20 protein-coding genes are annotated in these 19161 nt (G+C 47.3%); 13 read left to right on the top strand and 7 right to left on the bottom strand.

The window, feature by feature from the left end; all coding sequences use genetic code 11:
- The first annotated feature begins 60 nt into the window (after positions 1-60).
- Entirely contained in the window at positions 61-1440 is a 1380-nt protein-coding gene (locus tag DW091_RS18980) for a TrpB-like pyridoxal phosphate-dependent enzyme (protein WP_118518993.1), read from the top strand.
- 42 nt (positions 1441-1482) lie between these two features.
- Here DW091_RS18980 and DW091_RS18985 read toward each other — a convergent pair whose 3' ends face one another.
- From DW091_RS18985 to DW091_RS19000, 4 genes are all read right to left on the bottom strand, one after another.
- On the bottom strand, positions 1483-3990 hold the full coding sequence (locus DW091_RS18985) for an ABC transporter permease (RefSeq protein WP_118518994.1): 2508 nt from the start codon (positions 3988-3990) through the stop codon (positions 1483-1485).
- Entirely contained in the window at positions 3983-4663 is a 681-nt protein-coding gene (locus DW091_RS18990; RefSeq protein WP_118518995.1) for an ABC transporter ATP-binding protein, read from the bottom strand. Before DW091_RS18990 ends, DW091_RS18985 begins: the two co-directional genes overlap by 8 nt.
- Positions 4664-4774: 111 nt before the next feature.
- Entirely contained in the window at positions 4775-5713 is a 939-nt protein-coding gene (locus DW091_RS18995; protein ID WP_118518996.1) for a HAMP domain-containing sensor histidine kinase, read from the bottom strand.
- 1 nt (position 5714) lies between these two features.
- Complete coding sequence (locus DW091_RS19000) at positions 5715-6404, bottom strand: response regulator transcription factor (RefSeq protein ID WP_118518997.1); 690 nt, start codon at positions 6402-6404, stop codon at positions 5715-5717.
- 135 nt (positions 6405-6539) lie between these two features.
- Here DW091_RS19000 and DW091_RS19005 point away from each other — a divergent pair, with 135 nt between their 5' ends.
- The 6 genes from DW091_RS19005 to DW091_RS19030 all read left to right on the top strand — a co-directional run bounded on the left by DW091_RS19005 (position 6540) and on the right by DW091_RS19030 (position 11834).
- Positions 6540-7424 (top strand): radical SAM protein, encoded by an 885-nt coding sequence (locus DW091_RS19005; RefSeq protein ID WP_118518998.1) that lies wholly within the window; start codon positions 6540-6542, stop codon positions 7422-7424.
- A 97-nt stretch (positions 7425-7521) separates the two neighbouring features.
- Positions 7522-8220 carry a response regulator transcription factor gene (locus DW091_RS19010; RefSeq protein ID WP_118518999.1) on the top strand — a complete coding sequence of 233 codons (699 nt, stop codon included), beginning with the start codon at positions 7522-7524 and terminating at the stop codon, positions 8218-8220.
- A 2-nt stretch (positions 8221-8222) separates the two neighbouring features.
- Positions 8223-9146 carry a HAMP domain-containing sensor histidine kinase gene (locus DW091_RS19015; protein WP_224168849.1) on the top strand — a complete coding sequence of 308 codons (924 nt, stop codon included), beginning with the start codon at positions 8223-8225 and terminating at the stop codon, positions 9144-9146.
- Positions 9147-9235: 89 nt separating this feature from the next.
- Positions 9236-10159: an ABC transporter ATP-binding protein gene (locus DW091_RS19020; protein ID WP_118519000.1), complete on the top strand. Its 924-nt coding sequence runs from the start codon at positions 9236-9238 to the stop codon at positions 10157-10159.
- Complete coding sequence (locus DW091_RS19025) at positions 10152-10946, top strand: ABC transporter permease (protein ID WP_158577948.1); 795 nt, start codon at positions 10152-10154, stop codon at positions 10944-10946. The genes DW091_RS19020 and DW091_RS19025 overlap by 8 nt, the downstream gene beginning before the upstream one ends.
- Positions 10947-11033: 87 nt before the next feature.
- On the top strand, positions 11034-11834 hold the full coding sequence (locus DW091_RS19030) for an ABC transporter permease (RefSeq protein WP_058695282.1): 801 nt from the start codon (positions 11034-11036) through the stop codon (positions 11832-11834).
- 29 nt (positions 11835-11863) lie between these two features.
- Here DW091_RS19030 and DW091_RS19035 read toward each other — a convergent pair whose 3' ends face one another.
- Entirely contained in the window at positions 11864-12355 is a 492-nt protein-coding gene (locus DW091_RS19035; RefSeq protein WP_058695281.1) for a class I SAM-dependent methyltransferase, read from the bottom strand.
- Positions 12356-12501: 146 nt separating this feature from the next.
- Here DW091_RS19035 and DW091_RS19040 point away from each other — a divergent pair, with 146 nt between their 5' ends.
- Together DW091_RS19040 and DW091_RS19045 are read left to right on the top strand one after the other, a co-directional pair.
- Positions 12502-13008, top strand: coding sequence for a YcxB family protein (locus DW091_RS19040; RefSeq protein ID WP_118519002.1), 507 nt, complete (start codon positions 12502-12504; stop codon positions 13006-13008).
- A 65-nt stretch (positions 13009-13073) separates the two neighbouring features.
- Positions 13074-14048, top strand: coding sequence for a DUF2268 domain-containing protein (locus DW091_RS19045; protein WP_224168850.1), 975 nt, complete (start codon positions 13074-13076; stop codon positions 14046-14048).
- A 318-nt stretch (positions 14049-14366) separates the two neighbouring features.
- Here DW091_RS19045 and DW091_RS19050 read toward each other — a convergent pair whose 3' ends face one another.
- Positions 14367-15296 carry an IS3 family transposase gene (locus tag DW091_RS19050; protein ID WP_118519003.1) on the bottom strand — a complete coding sequence of 310 codons (930 nt, stop codon included), beginning with the start codon at positions 15294-15296 and terminating at the stop codon, positions 14367-14369.
- A gap of 32 nt (positions 15297-15328) precedes the next feature.
- Positions 15329-16009 carry a helix-turn-helix domain-containing protein gene (locus DW091_RS19055; RefSeq protein ID WP_118519004.1) on the bottom strand — a complete coding sequence of 227 codons (681 nt, stop codon included), beginning with the start codon at positions 16007-16009 and terminating at the stop codon, positions 15329-15331.
- A 228-nt stretch (positions 16010-16237) separates the two neighbouring features.
- Between DW091_RS19055 and DW091_RS20760 the strand changes: the two genes are divergently transcribed.
- From DW091_RS20760 to DW091_RS19070, 4 genes are all read left to right on the top strand, one after another.
- A complete protein-coding gene (locus DW091_RS20760) occupies positions 16238-16564 on the top strand; it encodes an MATE family efflux transporter (protein WP_263422123.1) in 327 nt (108 codons plus the stop codon).
- On the top strand, positions 16462-17565 hold the full coding sequence (locus DW091_RS19060) for an MATE family efflux transporter (protein ID WP_263422124.1): 1104 nt from the start codon (positions 16462-16464) through the stop codon (positions 17563-17565). The genes DW091_RS20760 and DW091_RS19060 overlap by 103 nt, the downstream gene beginning before the upstream one ends.
- A 59-nt stretch (positions 17566-17624) precedes the next feature.
- Entirely contained in the window at positions 17625-18458 is an 834-nt protein-coding gene (locus DW091_RS19065) for a DNA-formamidopyrimidine glycosylase family protein (protein ID WP_118519005.1), read from the top strand.
- A 231-nt stretch (positions 18459-18689) separates the two neighbouring features.
- Positions 18690-19154, top strand: a complete 465-nt coding sequence (locus DW091_RS19070) for a transglutaminase domain-containing protein (protein WP_199678192.1) — start codon at positions 18690-18692, stop codon at positions 19152-19154.
- Positions 19155-19161 lie beyond the last annotated feature (7 nt).

Below are 19161 nucleotides of genomic sequence, written 5' to 3' on the forward strand. Positions count from 1 at the left end.
AAGTCCTTAGCAGGCTGCTAAGCTACTTGCCGCAAATTTATTGTAACAGGAGAAAAAATAATGGCCAAAATACCTTACCGTTTCTATTTAAGTGAAGAGGATCTGCCGAAGCAGTGGTATAATCTGCGGGCAGATATGAAGGAGCAGCCAGATCCTCTGATTAACCCAGGCACCATGCAGCCAGCGGTGGAGTCCGACCTGTATCCTGTATTTTGTGAAAAGCTGGCGCACCAGGAAATGGATGGTGAGACCCGGTATTTCGACATTCCAGAACCTGTTCAGGAAATGTATCGAATCTATCGCCCATCTCCGCTGATCCGGGCCTACAATCTGGAGAAAGCTCTGGATACCCCGGCCAAAATCTACTACAAATTTGAAGGCAACAATACCTCTGGCAGCCACAAGCTCAATTCGGCCATTGCCCAGGTGTATTACGCCAAAGAACAGGGCCTGACCAGTCTGACAACAGAGACTGGAGCTGGCCAGTGGGGAACAGCTCTCTCAGAGGCATGCTCTTATTTCGATATCCCGCTGACCGTGTATATGGTGAAGGTTTCCTATGAACAGAAGCCCTTCAGGAAGGCTGTGATGCAGGTGTTTGACGGAAAGGTAGTGCCGAGCCCCAGTGAAACCACAGACATTGGCCGAAAGATTTTAGCAGAAAACCCGGGAACGACCGGGAGTCTTGGCTGCGCCATTTCCGAAGCCGTAGAAACCGCAGTCAAAACCGAAGGCTGCCGCTACGTTCTGGGCTCTGTTCTCAATCAGGTGCTGCTGCATCAGTCTATTATCGGTCTCGAAAGCAAAAAGGCAATGGAGATCCTGGGAGAATATCCCGATATTGTCATTGGCTGCGCTGGCGGCGGTTCGAACCTCGGCGGTCTCATAGCGCCGTTTATGCAGGACAAGCTCACTGGAAAAGCAGACCCGAGAATCATGGCTGTCGAGCCGGCCTCCTGCCCGTCGCTGACCCGTGGCCGTTACGCCTACGATTTCTGCGACACCGGCAAGATCACCCCGATGGCCAAAATGTACACTCTGGGCAGCGGCTTTATCCCATCTGCCAACCACGCAGGCGGCCTGCGCTACCACGGGATGTCCCCGATTTTATCCAAGCTGTACCACGACGGCTATATGGAAGCCACCTCTGTAGAGCAGACCCGAGTGTTTGAAGCAGCGGTTTATTTTGCAAAAAAAGAAACCATTCTGCCAGCGCCCGAATCTGCCCACGCCATCCGTGCCGCCATGGATGAAGCCCTGCGCTGCAAGGAAACCGGCGAAGCCAAGACCATTCTCTTCGGCCTGACCGGCACCGGCTATTTTGATATGACCGCCTACTCAGCCTACCTTGAAGGCAGAATGAACGACTATATCCCAAGCGATGAGGACCTGCAGAAAGGCTTTGACAGCCTGCCGAAAATCCCGGGGATTGAAGAGTAAAGCAAGAAAAAAACAGAGACTGAAATCAGCCTCTGTTTTTTCTTATTCTGCTTCGCGCAGACGTTCCACAATACTCTGTTTGATGGTGCTCCGGTAAGAAATAACCGGAATCAGCACAGATAAGGCTAAAAGGATGGGGTAGGTGATGAGCAGCGGTGTAATGATAAAGTGGTAGGAGAAAAACCACAGGGACGCAGTAACTCCACGAAGGATAATGGCAGAGAAGAAAATGCCAAGAACCAGAGAGAACAGAATGGTTCCAAGGGCATAGTAAAGCCCCTCCAGACAGAGCATTTTCGTCAGCTGCCTTCCAGTCATACCAATGCTCTGAAGCATGGCGAACTCCCGCCGTCTGGTAATAATACTGGTCAGAATGGAATTGACAAAGTTCAGGATACCAATGAGACCAATGATAAAAGTCAGAATACCGCCGATGACCAGAATCATCTGCCGCATACTCTCAAATTCGTTGATAATGAGCTCGCGGGATTCGTAGTCCATTGTGGGCTCGCTCTTTTCAGTATAATTTTTCAGGAAGGCTTCCATTTCACCCTCCAGGCTGTCAGACACGTCAAAGGTGTACTCCATCAGAGGCTGGTCGGGGTCAAGACTGCTGTACACCTCGGATGGGAGATAAAAGTTGTAGCCCCAGCTGCTTCGGTCCGATGCCACGTTCAGGTTTACTTTGGATTTTGCCAGCACCTCGTAAGTATGCGGCGTACCATTCTTGTCATACAGGGTAACGGACTGGCCAAGGCTGAAAGGAGCACTGTAAGGATAGGGATTGCCGTAATCGTCACACTCATAAGCGGCAATGATGTAGTTTCCGCTAGCAAGCTTTTCAGCGTCTGCAGTTCCCTCTAAGACCGTGAGTTTATCCAGCACGAAAGGGTCCACACCGTATACAGAGGCGAAGACCTGCTCACCATTTTTGCTGTATTCGGTTTCTCCGGGAGGATTGTCCATTTTGATGTTCTGACTTTTTCCGCCAAAGACCCGCCCGCCCGCTTCAAAGCCTGGCTGAGATTCGACCAATTGGATAAAGCTGTCAGACAGAGTGTTCTCAGGGCCTGTATAGTCATAATTAAAATAATCAGCGTGGGCAATAACAAAGTCTGTGTTGGCCCATCGGCTTACGTATTTTTCCATGTCCAGCCCTCTGGACAGCGTGAACACCGTGTTCAGGAGCACGAGGCTCAGAGACAGTGAAATGATTACAAGGATCGTTCTACCCCGGCTGCGGCCGAGATTGGACAAGGCCATGCGGTAAAGCCTGCCGCCGTCTGTTGATTTTTTCTGTTTTTTTCGTTCTTTTCCACCTTCGGTATAACGAACCGCCTCAATGGGGGATACTCTGGAGGCAACACGCCCAGGCTTGCGCGTGCTGATGAAAACTGTCACAATGGCAAACAGGGCAGAGCCGACAAAAATCAGCGGGTTCAGTGAGACATAAACACCGTTATCCGCGCTGTAGTTACTGGCCGATAAAAGAATGGGAATCAGTGCTTTCCCGGTGAAAAAGCCAATAATCAGACCAATGGGAATACCGATGGCTGAAAGCAGAACAGCCTGCCGGTTAAGGATATGCCGAATCTGCCGCCCAGTCGTTCCAATGGTTTTTAACAGGCCATAAAAACGAATATCCTGGATAACGGATATCTGAAAAATATTGTAAATAATCAGATAGCCTGTGAACACAATGAGGATAATGGCAGATGAAGCTGCCAGAACAGTGGCAGGGCTTAATGAGAAGTTTGAGGACAGGTAAGCCCAGTTGACATTGGAGGCAATGTAGTCAGGCGCTTCGGAATCCGAAGCGTTGAAGCCACTCTCGGTGATCACCTGATGAAGCTTGGCATCGAGATTAAAGCTGTTTCTAAACAGGATATAGGCATTTACCACTCCGGCCATCTGGCCGTCTCCCGGGTCAGCCTGGCTGAGAATATCAGCATTTTCAGAGACAAAAGCCTGAGAGACATAAATCTGCCCGACATTAAAAACCGGGTCGCTTTCCCAGTAGCCAGAAAGAATAAAGTTATGGGTAAAAATCTGGTCCTGGATGGTGTAAGTCAGGGGAACAGTGGCGCCAATCTCGTGAGGCAGGCCCAGCATGTCGAGGGTTTTAGTATCAGTGATGATCTCGTTGGCAGACTGGGGCTTCTGTCCTTCTGTCAGGCGGATACCTGCGAATTTTAAGCCTGTATCGTCTTTATACCATATCTCAGACCGACGTTTCAGCAGTTCTGGGTTGTCTACTGAGTCTGCCATCAGGCGGTCGTAGCTGATCTCCTTAATCAGAGGATGTTTTTTGATTTTGTCAAATTCTTCATCGTTCAGGTACTTTAAAACCGCGTGCCCGTCCCCGCCGGCCTGGCGGATGGTCTGTTGCTGAAAGGTTTCCACTACACCGGTGCCCATGGTGAAAAGCGTGGTGAACAGAATGGTGGTCAGGGCAATAGCCACAATGGCGATGAGGTTGCGGAGCTTATTGGCTTTAAAGCTCTTGAGGGCAATCCTGCCCACGGCTTTTTTATTTTTGACCTTAAGCATAGCGGCCACCACCTGTGATCTGACCATCCTCGATGTGGATGATCCGGTCTGCCATCTGAGCGATTTCCTCATTGTGGGTGATCATCACAATGGTCTGATGAAAGTGCTCGCTGGTGATTTTTAAAAGACCCAGAACATCCAGACTGGTTTTGGAATCCAGATTACCGGTGGGTTCGTCGGCCAGGATAATGGCCGGCTTAGAGGCAAGGGCCCGGGCAATGGCGACGCGCTGCTGCTGGCCGCCGGAAAGATGGCTCGGAAGGCTGTAAAGCTTGCTTTTAAGCCCGAGGATATCAATGATTCTGCTTACGTATTTTTTGTCAACTGCATGGCCGTCCAGCTCGATGGGCAGGACGATATTTTCATAAACATTGAGGACTGGCACCAGGTTGTAGTTTTGAAACACAAATCCAATTTTGCGGCGTCTGAAAATGGTCAGGGCGTCATCCTTCAAATCAAAGATGTTTTTGCCATCCACCATTACGGAGCCTGATGTAGGGCGGTCCAGTCCGCCGAGCATATGTAAAAGTGTGGATTTTCCACTGCCTGAGGTGCCCACAATGGCTGAAAATGAGCCTTCTTCTATCTCAAGGGACACATTGTCAAGAGCCTTTACAGTGGTTTCACCTGTACCGTAATATTTTTTTAGCTGTTTTGTCTGTAGAATGATCATAATGACCTCCATAATTGATAGTCTGTACGGAGTAAGAACTCCATAAACAAACTATAACAAAAACTTCTTTCCATGTTCTTTCCGGAATCTTACAGTTTTGACAGATTTCATTTAAAAGGCAGAAGTTTCTTCCTTTTTTTGAAAAGAGCGTGGCAGAAAAACAGAGAAGCAGGAGCCTTTACCGGGTTCGGAGGAAACCTTGATATAACCGCCCTGCAAGGTGATAATCTCCCGGGAGAGGTAAAGGCCAATGCCAACGCCTTCTTCCTGGCTGACTGCGAAGGAACGGTAGAAGCGGCTGAAAATCTTGGGTATTTCGTCTTCAGAAATACCAATTCCAGTGTCTGAGACATCGATTCGGCAGAATAATTCATAGGCCTGCGCGGTGACGTGGATTTCTCCGCCCGGCGGGGTGTATTTGAGTGCGTTGTCCAGAATATTATAAAGAGCCTCCGCTGTCCATTTGAGATCAAAACAGGCGGACAGGTTTTGCGGAACATCCATAATAAGCGTGACAGAACGATTTTGAGCTTTTTTTAATACGCCCAGCGCGGCGCTTTCTAAAAGCACATCCATGGCGGAAGTCTCGGGTGAAACCTGAACAATGCCGTTTTCAAGCCGGGAGGCCTTGATCAGTGACTGGATCAGAAAATCAAGCTTTACGCTTTGCCGGCCAATCTCATCTGCCAGCATCTGAGCAGATTCTGGCAGGCCTGACTGTTCTGCCAGCAAGTCAGAATAAATCCTCAGGTTGGCAATGGGCGTTTTGGTCTGGTGGGAAATATCGCCGATAAGGGTCTGGACCTGATCCCGCTCAGATACAGTGCGGCTGCTGCGGGCACGGCTGGCGCTCAAAAAATGATGAAGCTTGGTTTCAAGGGCTGAGAGGCGGCTTTCGTCAAAAGCATTTTCTTCAAAGGTGTTCTCAAGAGCGTTGTCAAGCATTTGGTCCAGACGGGTAAGCGTCCGGCTTAAGCGGAACAGGCAAAGGATAAAGAAGCCACCGAGAAGAATGACCGATATTGAAATAAGGATAACGGCTGCGTTCATTTTACTTCACCGCCCAGGTATACCCCAGGCCATAGACTGTCTGAATATACACAGGCTTTGAGGAATTGTCCTCGAGCTTGCTGCGTAGACGGCGTATGGTCACAGAGAGGGCGTTTTCATCCACAAAGTCCATGCTGTCTCCCCAGACCTTTTCCAGCAGCAGCTCTCTGGTGACTGTGCTGCCGCGGTTTGCCAGTAGCAGCTTTAACAGCTTCTGCTCCGTTTTGCTGAGCGTCAGCTCATCTTCGCCTTTTAAAAAAACCATTTGGTCAAAATCAAAAGTAAAGGCGTCGATTTTTATGCAGTTTTGCCGTTCCTTCTGGCTTCGGCGAAGCAGCGCGGCGATGCGGGCACGCAGAATCGCCAGGCTGAAGGGCTTCGTGATATAGTCGTCTCCGCCGCTTTCAAGGCCGATGACCACGTCCATTTCTATATCGTTGGCGGTCAGAAAAATAATGGGAACAGCGGAACGGCGCCGTATCTCCTGGCACAGCTCCAGCCCATTGCCGTCAGGCAGATTTACATCCAGAACGATCAGGTCAAAGGTATTGTCTGTCAGTTTTTCTCTGGCCTCCTTAATGGAAAAGGCGGAAAGTGTGGTATAAGAATCGTTTTTTAAGGACAGTACAAGCCCCTGGTTCAGGGCGCGATCATCCTCAACGATGAGTATTTTTGATGGTTCGTCAGTCATAGGTACCTCCTTGTACGCAGTTCAGTATAACCAGAAAAGCAGCAAAATGCAAGAAGAAGCGCTGCTGTTCAAATATGACACGACCTGTCAGATTCTGTCTGGTATAATAGAGACAGAAAGAAAAAGGAGATATCAATGGAAACAATACCGGCCAAAATACTGGTCACCAAGAATAAAAATACCGCGTGGTTTGGAACAGAATACAGCATGAATATTTACAGGGGCTGCTGCCACGGCTGCATTTATTGTGACAGCCGCAGCGAATGCTACCAGAATACAGATTTTGACACGGTAAAGAAAAAGCAGGACGCCCTCAGGCTCATCGCCCGTGACCTTAAAAGTAAAAAGAAAAAAGGTGTAGTAGGAACTGGCGCCATGAGCGATCCCTACAATCCCTTTGAGAGAAAAGAGCGCCTGACCAGGGAAGCGCTCAAGCTCATTGACCATTATGGCTTTGGCGTGGCCATCGCGACCAAGGGGAGCCTGGTCACACGGGATATTGATCTGCTGTCGCGTATACAGAGCCACTCCCCGGTTATCTGTAAGGTCACGATCACAGCGGCGGACGATGCATTGAGCGGTATTGTCGAGCCTGGGGCCCCGCCAAGCAGCAAACGGTTTGAGGCAGTAAAAGCCCTCTCAGATGCGGGCATCTATACCGGCATTTTGCTGATGCCGATTCTTCCCTTTATTGAGGACAACACAGACAATATCCAGTCGATTGTGGAGCAGGGGGCAAAGTGCGGCGCACATTTCATTTATCCCGGTTTTGGTGTTACCCTTAGAGATGTCCAGAGAGATTATTATTTTAGTCAGCTGGACCAGCATTTTCCAGGACTCCGGCAAAAGTATATGCGGCGATACGGCAATGATTATAGCTGCGGAGCTTCCAGAGCACATGAACTTTACACGTTTTTAGAAAATGTCTGCGGTCAGGCGGGCCTCAATTTCAGGATGAAAGATATTATCAAAGATTACAAAGGCCGGTATCAATGTGAACAGCTGTCATTTCTGAGATGACACGGCGTTTCGCGGCCTTCCCTTTTTTATTTTTTGTTCTTTTTTTCAGCGGAAGATGTTAGAATGAAAAGATAATCATGGACAAAAGGAGAACAAAATGAAAAATAGAATTATAATCATTGACGATGATCCTAAGCTGTGCGCCTTACTCGAAAAATGTGTCACCTGCGATGGCTTTGAAGCGGCCTGCGCCAGTGACGGCCGTGAAGGGCTTGAAAAGTTGGAGGAGGGCAGCCCGGTGCTCGTGGTGTTGGATGTAATGATGCCCGGTCTGGACGGCTTTGAAGTGCTCAGGAAAATCCGTGAAACCAGTGCGGTACCAGTATTGATGCTGACAGCCCGGGACGATAATATCGACAAGGTATACGGGCTCCGGCTCGGGGCGGATGATTATCTCACAAAGCCCTTTGATATTAATGAGTTCAGCGCCAGGGTTCATTCGTTGGTGAGGCGCTACACCATTCTCAACGGAAGCGGGGAGGAAATCTTTGGCAGGCTGAGCTTTAAAAATCTTGAAATCGACCCGGACAGGCGGCTGGTTACAGTTTGCGGCAGAGGGATTGAGCTTCAGGCAAAGGAGTTTGATATTTTGTATTATCTGGCCAAAAACAAAGGGCGCGCCCTAACAAAGAAGCAGATCTATGAGGAGGTCTGGAAGGAAGAATACCTGTATGATGACAGCAATATCATGGCGCATATCAGCAAAATACGCAGACTTATTGAGCCGGATTCCAAAAAACCGACCTATATTCAGACCATCAAGAGTGTAGGTTACCGTTTTAACTCGGAGGTGTGATCATGGAAGGATTGGAAATACTGCTGTCAGCGTTTTTGTTCCTTGCCGGCAGCGCGGTTCTTGTTTTGGCAGGGAAACTCTATCAGGCACGCAAAAGCGTCCGGGATATGAATGAGGCACTTGAAGATATCCGAAACGGCAATCTGAACCGCCGTATGCTTGCAGTGCCGGATAATATTGTGGCGCCCTTTTTTTATAAAATCAACGCTATTATGGAGGGGTATCGCGATACAATCGCGGAGCTCAATGAGCGCGATCGGGCCAACCGGCAGATGATGACCAGCCTTTCCCACGACGTCCGGACGCCGCTCACCACCCTGATCGGCTATCTGGACGCTGTCCACAGCCATCTGGTTGAGGGAGCGGAGCGGGAAGAATACATCGAGACAGCCCGGGAAAAGGCCCACAGCCTCCAGATGTATGTGGATGATCTTTTTGAATGGTTTAAGCTGAATTCCAACGAGCGGGTGCTGGAAATCGCTCCGGTGAATGTGACGGAAATGACCCAGACCGTTCTGAGTGACTGGCTTCCGGTTTTTGAGCAAAATGAAATGAATTATGCTTTTTTTATCCCGGAAAAACGCATGACTGTCTCTCTGGACACAGCGGCTTACAGAAGGATTTTAAATAATCTGATACAAAACGCAGTGAGCCACAGCGGCGCTTCTGCGATTTCTGTTGGTGTAGAGGAAAAGAAAGACAGTGTGGAGATATGGGTAAAGGATAATGGAAGGGGGATACCAGCGGAGGAGCTGGACCATATTTTTGATCGTCTTTATAAATGTGACCCTGCCAGAATGGGCAAGGGCAGCGGCCTTGGGCTCTCCATTGTGGAGCAGCTGGTCCGGCTGCAGAACGGCGATATCCGTGTAATGAGCGAAGTGGGAAAGGGGACGCGTTTTCTCCTGGATTTTAAGCTGGTTTGATGAAAGACAAGGTTAAAGCAAGGTTGAGGCAAGGTTGGGGCAGGACACAGGTGGTATCATGGCAGTATCAACAGAGGAGGAACTGAACTATGAAGGAAAAATATGTTATCGCTACAAAAAATCTGACAAAGGTTTATGGCGATCAGGTCAGCGTTTCGTCTCTTGATCTGCATGTGCGCAGGGGAAAGATATATGGCCTGCTGGGCCGCAACGGCGCAGGAAAAACCACCACCATGCGAATGCTCCTGGGATTAACTGAGCCCACTCAGGGCACTATCCGTATTTTTGGGAAAGACCCGCTTAAGGACGGTAAGGCCCTGTACCCGAGAATTGGAAGCCTGATCGAGTCGCCGGGCTTTTATCCCAACCTGACGGGAACAGAGAATTTGAGTGTTTTTGCCACGCTTCGTGGCATTCCGAGGAAGGATGCAGTCAAAGAATCCCTTGAGCTTGTGGGGCTTCCATACAAGGATAAAAAGCTTTTTTCCAAGTATTCGCTGGGTATGAAACAGCGCCTGGCCATTGCCTTGGCTGTCATGCACGACCCCGAGCTTTTAATTCTGGATGAGCCCATCAATGGCCTGGACCCCATCGGCATCGCAGAGATCCGTGATCTGCTCAAAGCCTTTGCGAAAAAGGGAAAAACCATTCTGGTATCCAGCCACATTCTTTCAGAAATTGAGCTTTTGGCCGATGATGTGGGCATTATTAATAACGGCGCGCTCTTGGAGGAGGAGCGTATGTCTGTGCTCAGGGATAAAAATCAGATGTATATTCGTTTTGTTTTATCCGATACGGCTAAAGCAGCGCGGATTCTGGAAAAGGTCTTTAAAACCAATGATTTCAGTATTGACGACGGACACACGCTGCGGCTCTTTGACACCAGCCTGCGGGTCGGTACGCTGACCAAGTGCTTTGTGGAGAATGAGCTGGTGGTAGACGACGCCCACACCTGTGAGGATACCCTGGAGGATTATTTCAAAAAGGTTACGGGGGGTGTCGGCATTGCTTAAGCTTGTGCGCTGTGAGTTCTTAAAGCTGAAACGCAAAAAATTTGTGATTTTTATCGTTTTGGCGGCCTGTATCATGCCTATTCCGCTTACGGCCATTGTCCTGAAAACCGGCATCGGGCAGAGCGCGGACAATGTGATGCCGCCCGCGGAAATGTACGACGGCCTGTTTGGTATGATTGTGGGCTTTGGAAATTTTATCTCCATGCCCTGCATTATCGGGGTCGTGGCAACCATGCTGTTTTACATGGAAAGGGATAACGACACGCTAAAAAATCTGCGAACTATTCCCTTAAGCAGTAATCAGATTATCGCGGCCAAGATCATTACATTGTTCATATTAGGCATTTTTTATTCCGTTGCGCTCATGGCCTCATCCATGGTGGGCGGACTGATCGGCGGCGGTATCAATGGGGTGGGCTATAAGCTGTGGATCAGCATTATGACAGGTATTCTCCTGACCGCCGGAACCCTGCCGGTGGTCATTGCCATTGTCTTTTTCAATCGGAGCTATATTTTTTCGATTCTTCTGTCCCTGGTTTATGCGGTGAGGGGCTTTGGTGTCGCGAGTACCAGCTTTACAAGCGGCAACTTCACCAATCCGCTGCTCACCATTCTGCCTGTACCGCTCATCTGGCGCTGGCAGGTGCTGGCCATCCAGGGCGACGCGGCCGCGGCGGCGGTCAAAGAAACGGCGGTTTCCCTGCCTTTGGCGGCCGGGGTTGTCGGTCTGATCGCGGTGCTGTCCATCGTGGGTATTCTGTTTATCTACGGAAAACGTGAAAGCTGAGGTGCGCTGTGAGAAAACTAAAGTGGATTTTGTGTGTTGCGGCGGTTTTTATTTTTATTTATTTGACCGGCGGGAGGGAGAAGAAAAATGCTGAAATTGATTAAGACAGAATTACTGAAGCTCAAGCGCTACCCCATTGTCTGGGTGGCGGCAGCCGCCATGCTCTGCGGCCCGCTGCTTTCCTGGTTTACCATCTCCATGGATACCAGCGGAACCTATGCCTTTCCGGATTTCTCAGACAATGTTATCTGGACAAATTTTGACGCGGTCAATCCTCTGGTTTTTACGCTGTTGGCAGGTTATATCATCTCCAGAGAGTGGGCAGATGATACCCTTAAAAACCTACTGACCATACCCGTTCCCTTCAGTAAGCTGCTGACCGCTAAGCTTTTGGTTATCGCGGCTCTGGTGGCGCTGTCGGGAATCGGCAGCTTCCTGGCAACCGTACTGTTTGCCGGAATATCTGAGCTGGAAGGCTTTACGGCAAATCTGGCAGTGCAGTCGCTTGTGCAGATGGTGGTCATGAACCTGTGCGTGTATATTGCGGTACTGCCCATCATTGTTTTTACCAGTAAAAAGCCGGGCGGCTTTGTCGCGGGCGTGGGCTTTGCCTTCTTTTACGGGGTTTGCGGGGGTCTTGTGGCAGGCCACGGACTTGGAAATGTGTATCCGCTCACAGCGGGCTTTGCCCTTATCAATTACAGAATTGATCCAGGCGCCTTTTCAGAAGGCTTTGCCTATAACCTGCCCCTGTGCTGTACGGTGCTGGCGCTGACACTGGTTCTATCCATTGTGCTGGTGCTGAGAACTGATAAGTATGTGCAGAAAAACGGTCATCGGCAGAGGGCTGCTGCTGCGGCAGCCGGTTCAAAAAGCAAAAAGAGATGACACGGCGTTTTGCCGCATCATCTCTTTTATTATTTTCTGGTGATCTTTGTGCGGGACAGATTTTCACGAATGGTGCTGCGGGTTATTTCAAACTGCTCTTTTGGTAGAATATCCTCAATATAGGGGAGGGAAGGGGCGTAAATAAAGGAGCCGCCCTTTTTAAGTGCTGTCAGAATAGATTTATAGCATTTTACCCATTCCAGGTCACTGCCGTCCTGTGCGGACATGGCCGCAGACATTTCTTTAATAAAGGCAAGAGGGGAGAGAATACTGCCCCAGTAGTCCTTACCGTAATCGACGTGTAAAAAATCGGATGCGCGCGTAACATCTGTATCCTCGGCGCTGGGGTCAATGCCGCAGGCGCGGTGGCCCTGTGCGTTTAAAAAGAAGACGAGATTCCCTGTAGCGCCGGAACCCACAACTAAAATTGGGTCTTCCAGCTTATCCATATCTAAATCCAGGAGTTCAATCTGAAAGCCTGCGGAGTATTCAGAGTTTAAATTGATGGTATTGTTATCCATGATCTTTCCTTTCTGAAATTGATGATGTAAAGCTTATACCCATTATAACGAATTTAGGACGGAATGCCCAGATAAAAATTAAATTTACCATTTGCGGTACAGTTGGTGTATAATAAAGCCATTATCAAAAAATAAAAGGATAAAAAATGAAAACTTTATTTGAAAACACAACCATTTACAGCAAAAAAATTTATCTTGAGGCACAGGGAAAATGGTATCAGAAAAACGCTCTGAAAAAACGCTGGTTCTATTTACTCATGGCTGCTTTTTGTTTTGTTTGCGCCTACTATTATCTGTCGAGAGCGTCCTGGCCGGCAGGCGTGATATTTATAGTGATGGGAATACTGCTGGTGCTTGTCTATTTTCAGGGATACCGCTTTTCGGCAGAGAGAGCCTACAATGAGCAAAAAGATATTTTTCCGGCCAGTGGCTTTAAATGGATTATTACCAAGGATAAGATGGTTTGGAAAACGGATGAGGCAGAACGGCCTGTTTTTTACAAACAGATTGAAAAAATCTATGAAACAGGGCATGCTTTTGTGATCGTGGCTGGCGGAAAAATGCATATTCTTGATAAGGATGGCTTTATGGCCGGCAGTGCCGCTGATTTCAAAAGCTTTTTAATGAAAAAATGTCCTCAGGCTTTTAAATAAAGCTTGACCCTTACGTGGCGTTATCCCTTAAACTGAGATTAAGACACGAAAGGAGATGACGTTTTATGAAAATCAATGCCATTTATTCTGGAAAAATTTATGAAAAGATGATGAACGCTTCTGCCGGAAAAAGAGATGACCTTTACCGTTATGAGATGATGAAGCCTTTTGAGTACAAATGGGCATGTATCAATGTGCCAATTAAGGCTGCCCGGAAAGGCGGCTACGATGTGGTGATGGCCTCTGAAATGATGGGGCTTTTCCCACCAGAAATGGTGGATCATTCACAGAAAGAAGCGGTGGAGTGGCTTAAAGAAGAAAGTCTTTGGTCTGCCAGTGAGGCAGCAATAAAGAAATCGCTGGATTGTTTTGTAAAGGCGGGTATCGAACTGCCGGTTCAGGAATACTTTTTTACCCTTCTTCTGGCCAATCCGGATAATCCATATACACAGATGAGTGAGGGGTACTGCGGGGACGGTGGCATTCCAGGCTATATTTTGGGCTCATTGGTGCCGAGTGAAACGACGGTCGCCAGGATGCCTGCGGCCCTGGCCCATGAGTGCAACCACAATGTGCGGTTTCAATTCCAGAAATGGCGGCCGGATATTACGCTGGCCGAAATGATGGTAAGTGAGGGACTGGCCGAAAATTTTGCCGCGGCTCTCTACGGCGAAAAAGCTGTTGGTCCATGGGTAACTAAAACAGATGCGTCAGTTTTGGAAGAGGTTATAAAACCAAAGATTGTTGAAGCCTTTGATGTAACCGGCTTTGACGGTATTACACCCTGGCTTTACGGTGACGAGATAGCAGAGATACAGCATTTTTTTCCGGTGGGGATGCCCTATTGCGCGGGGTATGCCTGCGGTTATCATATGATCCGCCATTATCTCAAAAAAACGGGCGTCTCTATTGTAGAAGGAACCCTGAAGCCAGCCGCTGAGATTATGGCAGAGTGTTCAGAATTTTGGGGGGCATTGACAAGGGAGCTTGGCCTTGTTACAATAAGAGCAGAAAAAGGGAAGGAATTTGTACAATGTTAGAAACACTATATGGCAGGAATTGTATTGCAGAAGGCTCCAAGCAAGCTGATTTTCAGAACATTGTGCGGAGCCTGGCCAAATGACTGTATCGAAAGGGTAAAAAAGCCTTTAAGGCTGTATTTGTATACCTTTGTACAGATTGAGGCCAAAATAAAAGTGTTATAAGGCTACGGACATTGTCTGTCCGGGGCCTTTTTTAAACAGTTTAAAACAGAGGCCGTAAATTGATCAGCCCCTTGTCAAGTAGACAAGTAAAATATCTAAAATAAGACGATAGGTATCCGCCATATCAGAACACAGATATGGCGGATATTTATGTTATGCACACCATTTGGCTTTGTAGGCTTCTAGCCGTTTGTTTTCAGAAATCGGGTACTGAATAGCTGCTTCTGAAGCCAGTGCCTCCCGCCTTACCTCAGATGGTGTTTTACAATGAAATCTGTCCTGTGGTCTTTCATTGGCATAAAATTTCATATATCCATGGATGGCAGAATACAGGGAGCCTTCGTCGGTGATCTTATACATACAGTACATTTCAGACTTGATAATTCCCCACAAGCCTTCTGTGGGTCCATTATCAATACAGTGTCCGACACGTGACATGGATTGAGCCATTCCCTGTTCTTGAAGCTTTGTCTGGAATACCTTGCTCGTATACTGATAGCCTCTGTCGCTGTGAAAGAGTGGTCTAGCTTCCGGATTCTGTTCCACTGCTTTGTCATATGTATCAAATACAAGCTTGTTGTCATTTCTCCGGCTGATAACATAAGCTACTGGATAACGGTCATAAAGGTCAAATATGGCGCTGAGATACAACTTCTTTCCGGTTTCGGGAATTTTAAATTCTGTTATATCCCTAGCCCATTTTTCATTAGGTTTTCCTGCATTGAAATCTCTTTTGAGCTTATTTTCAGCAGTAGCTTCCGGCTTGGAAGAATGGTATGTTTTCTTCTTTTTTCTAATAACAGAATGTATTCCAAGTTTCTTCATAATCCTATGAATCCGGTTCTTGCTATAGTTCGTATGATTGAAATGGTTTATCCAACTTGTCATTCTCCGGTAGCCTAAGATGCGGCAAAAACGTTCATCGTACTCTTTTATCAATTCTGTCAGCTTTAAATTCTCTGCCTCCCGTCCAGGAACTGAGCGGTGCAGCCATTTGTAATAAGCTGCGCGTGAAATTTCCAACTGTCTGCACATCCAGTTGATGCTCCATTGTTTTTTTTCAATAAAATATTGAATCGCCATCTATTTCGATTCGAAGCGTTGTTTTCCAAATCTCACATCCTTTCGAATTCTTTCGCTTTTTTTAACAGTTCCACTGCCATATCCTTTTCTTCAAGCTGGCTTTTGAGCCGTATATTTTCTCGGCGCAGCCGTTCCAGTTCATCCACTTCGTCATCTGCTTTATGGTGCCCGCGCCGATTAACCAAACCAGTTTCACCATTAGCATCATATTTTTTCACCCAGGAGTAAACCTGGCTGTATGAAACATCAAACAAAGAAGCGGTTTCTTTGTAATCTCTATCATGGACAATGCAGTATTTAACAATTGCTTCTCGTTCTTCCAAAGTTGTTTTTCTCCGTGCTTCTGCCATATAGACCTCCCTCTTAGGATTATAATCCTTAAGCTTTCTATTGGCATTATACAACGAAACCCAATGCAACAAAACATCTGCTGTACTAATTTTGTGTTTTGCGGCAAGTTCAACTGCGGAGCCTTTTCCAGAAAGATACTCTTCAACCACCATTGTTTTGAATTCTGCTGTATAAGATTTATTACCTGCCGAACACAAGAGTCCCTCTGCTCCTTGCTCTTGATACTGCCGTACCCATCGTTTAAAGCACCCCGGTGCTGACTTATATCCTAACTCATGGGCTTTTTCTTCCAAGGAAAAAAGCCCATTCAGATATCCCTCCACAATATTCAATTTTTCTTCAGATGTATATTTTCTATACATAAAATCCCCCCTAAGTAGATTTTGGTTATTTACCTTGTCTACTTAAGGGGGATCATATCAAATGTTGGTGCTCTGTTTTTTTATTTTGAACAGGAGGTGGATGCAGTGGTCATTGGAATTGTAAAAATCGGTGCAGAATCTGGATCAGGTAGTGGTTTGCATCGATTATAAAACTGCCGCAGGCTTTGCAGACTTAAGATCAAAAAAATAATAAGGGGCAAAGTCAAAATGAAATTAAATAATTTAACAAGTGGAAATATTACAAGACAGTTGGTGGGGTTCAGCTTTCTTCTATTTCTGGCAAACCCGCTGCAGTCTGTCTATGAAATGGTTGATATGGTTTTTGTTGGCCAGTTCACCGGCAGCGCGGCCTTAGCGGCGATCAGCAGCTCTGCCATGATCTGTTTTGTTTTAAAAGCGGTTTGTATGGGAGTGACCATGGGGGGGGAAGTGTGGTTGCGGCTCAGTTTAAAGGAGCGGGAGATGAAGAAGGGCAGAAACGTGCTATTGGAACCTTATTCAGCTTTTCAGCTTTGGCGGCGGCCCTTACGATGATCAGCCTCTGCCTGTACCGCCCGATTTTATACATGATGCGGGTTCCGCCAGAAGCGATGCGTTACGCCTGCGAATATATGAGCATTATGAGCATTGGGGTATTCTTTGTTTTTGGGTACAATGCGGTTTGTGCAATAGTCCGGGGATTGGGTGATGCCAAAAGTCCGTTACTGTTTGTAGCGTCTGCCAGTATAATCAATATTATTCTGGATGCTTTACTTGTAGGTGGTTTTAAGCTGGCGACACAGGGCGCTGTGTCGGCGACAGTTATAGCCCAGGGAAGTGCATTTATCATTGCGGTCATTTATCTCAGAAAACGTGATTTTGTTTTCGATTTCAAGCCCAGGCATTTCAGGATATCCTCTGAGATGTTGATTCCTATTTTAAAAATAGGACTGCCATCAGCACTTCAGCTAGCGGTTGTAAATCTTTCATACCTTATGGTGACCTCAATGCTTAATGTTTATGGTGTTGCCATTGCGGCTGCTGCAGGAATTGGTTTGAAGATCAATACTTTTTTAGCTATGCCATGCTGGGCCATTGGAACGGGGGTAACCACTATGGTCGGGCAAAATATGGGGGCACAGAAGCCGGACAGGGCCAGAAAGATATTAAAATACGGGCTTCAATTAAATTTGATCATTGTAATGCTGGAAACACTTTTTATTCAGTGTACGGCGCCTTACGTTGTGGGCATATTCAATACAGATCCCGAAGTGCTGAGTGAAGGCGTGCTTTACCTAAGAATCTGTGCTTCGATTAATGGCTTATTTTACACGGTTATGTACACCTGCAATGCTTTTGCCACTGGAACGGGCCACGCCACCTTTGCCATGGCTAATTCACTGTTGGATTCTGTGGTGATGCGGCTGGGGGTTAGTGCCTTTCTGGGGTTTAGCTTAAGCCTTGGCTTTGTGGGAATTTATATGGGAGAGGCTCTGTCGCCGTTAATTTCAGCAGTTTTAGGGATTGTTTACTGCAAAAAAAGCAAGTGGCAGTAAAATATGACAAAACCTGTCAGTGTTTATAGGGTATAATACGGGAAAAGAGGAGGTGCAACATGCTGGAATTACCAGAAAGCTATACCATAGCTGGACAATTAGATGAGATCATTAGAGGGAAACAGATCGAACAGGTGGTTGCGGGAGCGTCGCCACATAAATTTGCTTTTTTCAATGGCGAGCCGGAGGCCTGCCGCGAGCTGCTTTTAGGAATGCGTGTAGACAAAGCCATATCGTATGGCGGCTATGTGGAAATTGAATTTGGAGATAAGCGTCTATTGCTGGGGGACGGTGTCAATATACGTTACCTAGAGGCAAAGGAAAAGCAGCCCAAGAAGCATCAACTCCTGCTGACCTTTGAGGATGAGACCGCCTTAGTATTTTCAGTAGCTATGTACGGCGCGATCTGGGCATATGTAGAAGGTGAAAATGATAATTATTACCATCAGGTTGCCAGAGAAAAGCCATCGCCCTTAAGTGGAAAATTTGACCGGGAATGGTTCGACGCTATTGTAGCTGCGGCTAAACAAAATACAAGTGCTAAGGCCCTTCTGGCGACGGAGCAGCGAATTCCAGGCCTGGGCAATGGCTGCCTGCAGGATATTCTTTTTAACGCTCGAGTCAACCCCAGAACAAAGCTGGAATATCTGACGGCGGAGGAACTTAGACACCTGTTTGGCTCCGTTAAAGCCACCTTACATCAGATGACTATAAAAGGAGGGCGGGATACCGAGAAGGATATTTTTGGTATGAAGGGCGGATATAAAAGTATATTATCTAAAAATACCTATAAAGTGCCCTGTCCGGTTTGCGGCGGCGCCATTGCCAAGGAAAACTATCTTGGCGGCAGCATTTATTACTGTCCAAATTGCCAGCCTATTAAAAATAGTTAAAGCAAAAGACCGGTTGTTCCGGTCTTTTTTATGCTATAATATTTTTACCAGATCAGGAAGACTGAACTTCGGGAGGTAAAATGGAACTCATACCGAAAAGCAAAAATTTGGAAGATTATTTAAAGGAGAGCCCATATGTTGATTACAGTGACCATACCGTTGTGGATAAGTCAGAAAGCCTGTATAGGCTTTCTGAAAACAAACTGGATTATATAGAACAGACGTTTTTTTGTGCGGAATACCATCGATCATTTCTGGGATAAACAGAGCCACAGGGTGATACGAACGGCTTCTGAGGTGCTAAAGGCCGGCGAGGGTATCTGTTATGCTAAAGCTATGTTGCTGGCGGCCCTGCTGAGACGAAAAGGGATACCGGCAGGCTTTTGTTATCAGCGCCTGACCATTGGGGATACACCGGATACAGGTTATTGTATACACTGTCTGAACGGTGTTTACCTGGAAACAGAAAAGCTGTGGATACGTATTGACGCACGGGGAAATACCCTTGGAAAGAACGCTCAGTTTAATAAAGTGCATCCAGAACGAGAGCATCTGGCTTTTCCGGTCCGTCCAGAGTATGACGAGAAGGACTATCCGGAAATTTATGTAAGCCCGGTGCCTGCTACAATAAAGGCTCTGGTAAGAAATCAGGACGCTCTCGATATGATTTTACATGGCCTGCCAGAGTCTTTATAAGGGAGGA

Source organism: Eubacterium sp. AM05-23 (assembly GCF_003477535.1).
Classification (GTDB): domain Bacteria; phylum Bacillota; class Clostridia; order Eubacteriales; family Eubacteriaceae; genus Eubacterium; species Eubacterium maltosivorans.